Raw genomic sequence first — 5,422 nt, forward strand, 5'->3', positions numbered from 1 at the left:
CTTCAAAGCGATCATCGTCTCCTGGCAAGAGTGACCAGCGGATCTTCAGACGGCGGACCGTTAACGGATAACTGCTCTTATCTCTTACCAGAGTAGCAGGAATGCTCCATCAGACTGCAATAATAAGCCTCACTTAGGGCTGCCGACGATATTGTTGACAAACCAATCCATTGCTAACAGTTCTTCATCTGTAGGCGTCTCACCCTTTGAATATCTCGTGTTTCCTTCTTGATCGATCAAAGGACCCTCAAACGGGTGGTGATCACTCTCGATTATCCTCTTTCTTTCATTTTTCACTAGGTCCATCAGAGCCTCCGGAACGAGGTCGCTCATTACTATGTCTACAACCCCATCACTGATTCCACCCCAGTACTGATTGCTGATCCATTTGTCGTCCATCAAATCATTTATCACTCTTTCATAGAAGATGCCCCAATTCCACACAGGGGAACTAAGAAAAGTGTCTGGACTGAAGGCGCTCATATCGGTGTTGTAACCAATAGCGTAGACGCCGCGCTGCCCGGCCGCCTGAACGGCAGCCGGTGAATCCTGGCTCTGGGCGATGACATCGGCTCCAAGGTCCAGGAGGGCCTCGGCCGCCTCCTCTTCTAAAGAGGGATCAAACCAGGTCTCAGTCCAAATAACGTGAATTTGCGCATTTGGATTAGCCTTTGAAACTCCTATTGCGAACGCATTTATACCCCTGATTACTTCGGGAATCTTGAAAGTGGCAACATATCCTATCAAGTCGCTCTTTGTCATCTCCCCGGCGATCAACCCTGTCAGGTAGGCCGGTTCGTATATTCTCCCGAAATAAGTTCCCAGGTTCTCTGCCGTCTTGTAACCAGAGCAGTGCATGAAAACCGTGCCGGGAAAGTTCTTCGCAACTTCTACAACATCGTCCATGAAACCGAAGCTTGTGCTGAAAACAAGCTTGACTTCTCTCTCTGCGAAACCTCTTAGCACTTCAAGATCCTGTTCGCCTTCGGTTACGTTCTCAATGAATGAAGTCTCTATCCGATCGCCAAATACCTTCTCAATATACTGCCGACCCTCATCATGTTTCTGTGTCCAGCCTCCGTCGTCTACTGAACCTACATAGACAAACGCTATGCCGAGAGGTTCTGCAATCAAAATGGAAGCAAAGAGAACCAAAACAGCGACAAGAGTTACTTTCATAAAACACCTCCTTAAGAAAGTCAGAGCAACGGTACGGCCGAAACAATGTTACTGCTAGGCCGGCAAAACTCAGATCTACAAATCCCATTATATCCCACAGAATTCCCGAATTCTCCCGGACATTTCTTCCTATAATATTACTAAAGCTAAACCATAAACCCCCTAAAGGAGTTGAAAACATGGTTCTCACAGGCGAGAAAAAACGATCTTCAAACAAATCGGAAATGACCATCAACGGGCTCATTGAGAAAATAGAGGAACTGGGACTGGAATCTATAGAAAGAGTTGTCGTCAGCGAAATTGAGGGAACTGAAACTCGCCTCGTAACCGACAACCGCACGATTGCTCCGGAACAGCTCAAGGATACACTCCGCCGCTGGGATTCGGAGTCTATATCGAGAGTAATGCTGCTCGACATGACACCGGTCTACAAGCAGTACAGTTCATTTTCAACCGGCCAAGAAGAGATCTACAGACCACCTGCCTTTTCTATCCAGATTACAAGGGTGAGCAACGGCGCAGAGACAATAGTGGTAGCAGTCAAGAGCATCGACCTTTAAGCAGTACCCGTGGAAAAGTCTTTCGAAAAGAAAACGAGAGACGCAATGCAGAACGAGCAAATGCAGTCTTACATAGATAACGTGACCCCCCATCCGCTACACAGAAAGGAGCGTGCTGGTCTGGAAACGACTGATGATGAACGTGAAACATTCCGTAAGATAGAGTCGTAGTTTCTTGTTCCTCCGGTGAAGAAGTTCTTTGAAAAAGGCCGGACCGCCGAATTCCAACTGAGACAAAAAGTGGCAGTCTGGCCTACTGGTTAGTTATTATTGACGTGATCGATTATTATTGAATGAGAGCTGGCACTCTAGAGGTGAAGTTCATGGCAACAAGAATCAATCTGGTCGAAGACGAAAGAAATCTGAACAATGTACTCACTTCTTATCTCGAAAAGGAGGGATGGGAAGTCAGATCGTTCACAAACGGAAACGACGCTTTCGACGAAATAGACGACACCCCAGACATATGGATTCTTGACATTATGCTTCCCGGAATTGACGGATTCGAGCTCCTCAGAGAAATCAGAAAGAGAGATTCAGTGATACCGGTAATCTTTATCTCTGCAAGAGACAAAGACATCGATCGAGTAGTCGGGCTTGAGATGGGAAGCGACGACTATATGCCCAAGCCCTTTCTTCCGAGAGAGCTAGTTATAAGGGTGAAGAAGATCCTCAACAGGGTCCGTCGTTCCGAAGGGGTAATCACAATTCCTCCCTACAAAATCGATGAAGCGAGAAGAACAGTTATTGAAGAGACAAATGACGAATCTAGAGCCATCGAACTCACTTCAATGGAGTTTGATCTGCTTCTTCTTTTCGTTAACGGCAGAGGCAAGCCCTTTTCTAGAGACCAGATCCTGGACAAAGTCTGGGGTTACGACCATTACGGAAGCGATAGAGCGGTCGATGATTTGGTTAGAAGACTGAGGAAGAAGATGCCTGAGTTCAAGATTGAAACCGTATATGGATTCGGATATAAGAGCGTGAACATATGAGGGCCTGGAGCCTATCTGACAAGCTTTGGCTACTGTTTGCCACCGTTCTCGCGATTTTGTTTCTCCTCTTGGGAATCGTCTTTAGATGGTCGATAAGAGACTTCTTCACCACCGAGGCGTACAGGACCATAGAGTACGCCCAGGAAGTCAAGCTGATAGAGTTACAGGGAGGATTCATTCCTTTTGAAGACATTGACACGAACAGCTTTAAAAATGCTAGAGACGTTGGACATATAGTCATTTTCGACAGAGAGTTTGACCTCATAGACAATTATCTGCATAGATTCAGGACACAGGAAGATACTGAGAAAGTCTCTTCGCCGACTACAACTTCGAAGGGAATTGTAATCAGCGGAACGATAGTGCCCGAGATTCTGCCTGTGATTGATTCTATAAGAGCTAATGCAGAGGTTCAAGACACACCGTCAGAGAGGTATGAAGCCAGGTTGAACAACAGGAGTCTCTTCTACGTCGTTCGGTCCGGTCAACTTTCGGGAAGAGATGTCACAATGATTTCCTATATGTGGGATACCTACAAGAACACTCTTTCATCGACGTTGCTCTCAAGACTATTGCTGGTGATGGCAATAATGACAGTGGTAAGTCTTATAGTCATCATCGTTTTCTCAAGATATATGACTAAACCTCTTAAGAGACTCTCCGAAGACGTAAGAATGATATCCAAGAGAAACTGGGATAAGCCGATTGCTTTGAACAGAAGCGACGAAATCGGAGAGCTTGCCGATTCAATTGAAAACATGAGAAGGAGTCTTAGCGAGCAGGACAAAGAGCAGCAGTCTATGCTCCAGTTTATCTCGCACGAGCTGAAAACACCTGTAATGGTTATCAGGAGTTACGCGCAGGCAATAAAAGATGGCATCTATCCTGGTGGGGATCTAAATAGCGCGATAGATGTTATTGACAGAGAGATTCAGAGAATGGATCTGAGAGTGAAGGATCTACTGTTTATCACCAGACTGGAGTATCTGTCGCGTCACAACCTGGAGACGGAAGAGGTCAATCTTTCGGAACTGATTGAAGATACCGTCGGGCGCTTTTCTTTCCAGAGAGACGACATAGACTGGAACCTGAACCTGAGAAATATAACTGAGCAAATAAACGAAGAGCAAATGGCAATAGCGATAGAGAACATTCTTTCCAATCAGATCCGCTATGCAAGAAATACGATAGAGGTCACAATGGAAGTCAATGAAAGAGAAGAGAACGTGGTTATCCGCTTCGCAAACGATGGTGAAAGAATCGAAGAAGAAAGACTGGCCACGCTTTTCAAACCATTCATCAAAGGAGTCGGCGGCGAAAATGGACTTGGGCTGAGCATAACGAGAAGGATACTCGAGTTGCATGGAGGAACGATCTTCGTGAAGAACGAAGAATCGGCAGTGGCAACAATCGTTGAATTGCCCATTAAGAGCTTCTAACCTTTGAAAAGGTTAATGAATAATTTCATCGCGAGATTGATTGAAAACAGGAGGATACTCGTTGCATCCTCCTGTCTCATTCAGAAGACCTTTCAATTCTCACGGCAGTTGATTCGACCTGTCAAGTACCTGAAATCAAGCTATTCCAAATATCTCTCATCAACCAAGGGATTTCTTCCCCGCTCCGCTTACTCCTTGCTGAGCCAGCTGATCGGAGAGCCGCTTAGTGTTGTAGCTCCAGTAAGTAAAAATCACAATGCTATCAAGAGCACTACTCCACGTTTCAACTGTTATCACCTCTCTTCAAATTCGGGCTATAAAACGCCCGTTTCTATGTCTAGATACTTCCTCAAACCCATCAACGCCCCTCCAAAAATGGGGCCCTCTCTGTCATCAAAAGCAGACTTTATGACTTCAATCGAGGACTGATAGAATAACGAGTTGCTTTTCAGTCTAGCTTTCAGCAAGGGCAGGACGCTGTCCAGTATTCTTCAAGGGCGCCGCTAATTACAACCAGATCTGGATCAAGACCGTTTACGATATTCATGAGACCGATCGAGAAGGATTCGATGTAATCATCCAGTCTGTCACTTATAACGAGATCATCAAGTTCTCTCGAGCCAACCATAGTAAGCCAACAGCCCTTTCTTCCACATGAACATTCCGGTCCGTTTGGATCGATAGACATGTACCCAAATTCGCCAGCAATATGATTACTTCCAACATATATACTGCCGTTGATGAACAGTCCAATTCCGACTCCTTCCTTAACAAGAGCGTAAACTATGTTCGCAAAATCATCAGGAATGTCCCTGTTAAGAGCTACCTCAGCGAGAACTCTCAGTTTTGCATCGTTGTTGATCATTACCGGAGAATCTAGCCCTTTCAGCTTAAGTCGGCTCTCAACGAGTTCTGCAAGTACGAGGTCGGTCCAATGGAGCAAGGGAACATTAATTGCAGTTCTCAAATCACCGCGAACAAGACCCGGTGCAGAGATCACCAAATACGAAGGAAGCTCGTTTCCTTTGTTGCAAAGATCTGAAATGCAGTCCACCAATTCGCAAGCGAATCTCTCCGGGCTCTCGGATGTTCCGATTTCGCACTTGTCTGTGACATTCACTGAAAGATCGACTCTGGCGACTATGGTTGTTGCGAGTCCGACATCAACTGAGATGACAAAGGCTTTCCCGGGATTGAAGGAAAGAAGTACTTGCCTTTTTCCCAGACCAGAAGAAGTCTTGCCAGCGCT

The 5,422-nt window shown here is 45.8% G+C and carries 5 protein-coding genes; 3 read left to right on the forward strand and 2 right to left on the reverse strand.

Annotation, left to right across the window (positions count from 1 at the left end):
• Nucleotides 1-129: 129 nt before the first annotated feature.
• A complete protein-coding gene (locus tag B3K91_RS11490; protein WP_292589999.1) occupies nt 130-1,179 on the reverse strand; it encodes a BMP family ABC transporter substrate-binding protein in 1,050 nt (349 codons plus the stop codon).
• Nucleotides 1,180-1,358: 179 nt separating this feature from the next.
• Here B3K91_RS11490 and B3K91_RS11495 point away from each other — a divergent pair, with 179 nt between their 5' ends.
• From B3K91_RS11495 to B3K91_RS11505, 3 genes are all read left to right on the forward strand, one after another.
• Nucleotides 1,359-1,739, forward strand: coding sequence for a hypothetical protein (locus B3K91_RS11495; protein WP_214060900.1), 381 nt, complete (start codon nt 1,359-1,361; stop codon nt 1,737-1,739).
• 323 nt (nt 1,740-2,062) lie between these two features.
• Nucleotides 2,063-2,734: a response regulator transcription factor gene (locus B3K91_RS11500; protein WP_214060901.1), complete on the forward strand. Its 672-nt coding sequence runs from the start codon at nt 2,063-2,065 to the stop codon at nt 2,732-2,734.
• Nucleotides 2,731-4,173, forward strand: coding sequence for a sensor histidine kinase (locus B3K91_RS11505; protein WP_292589997.1), 1,443 nt, complete (start codon nt 2,731-2,733; stop codon nt 4,171-4,173). The genes B3K91_RS11500 and B3K91_RS11505 overlap by 4 nt, the downstream gene beginning before the upstream one ends.
• Before the next feature lie 460 nt (nt 4,174-4,633).
• Here the strand turns inward: B3K91_RS11505 and B3K91_RS11510 are convergent.
• Nucleotides 4,634-5,422 (reverse strand): ROK family protein (locus tag B3K91_RS11510; RefSeq protein ID WP_292595218.1); only part of this gene is annotated, 789 nt, incomplete at its 5' end.

The organism is Mesotoga sp. UBA5847, from assembly GCF_002432735.1.
GTDB lineage: Bacteria > Thermotogota > Thermotogae > Petrotogales > Kosmotogaceae > Mesotoga.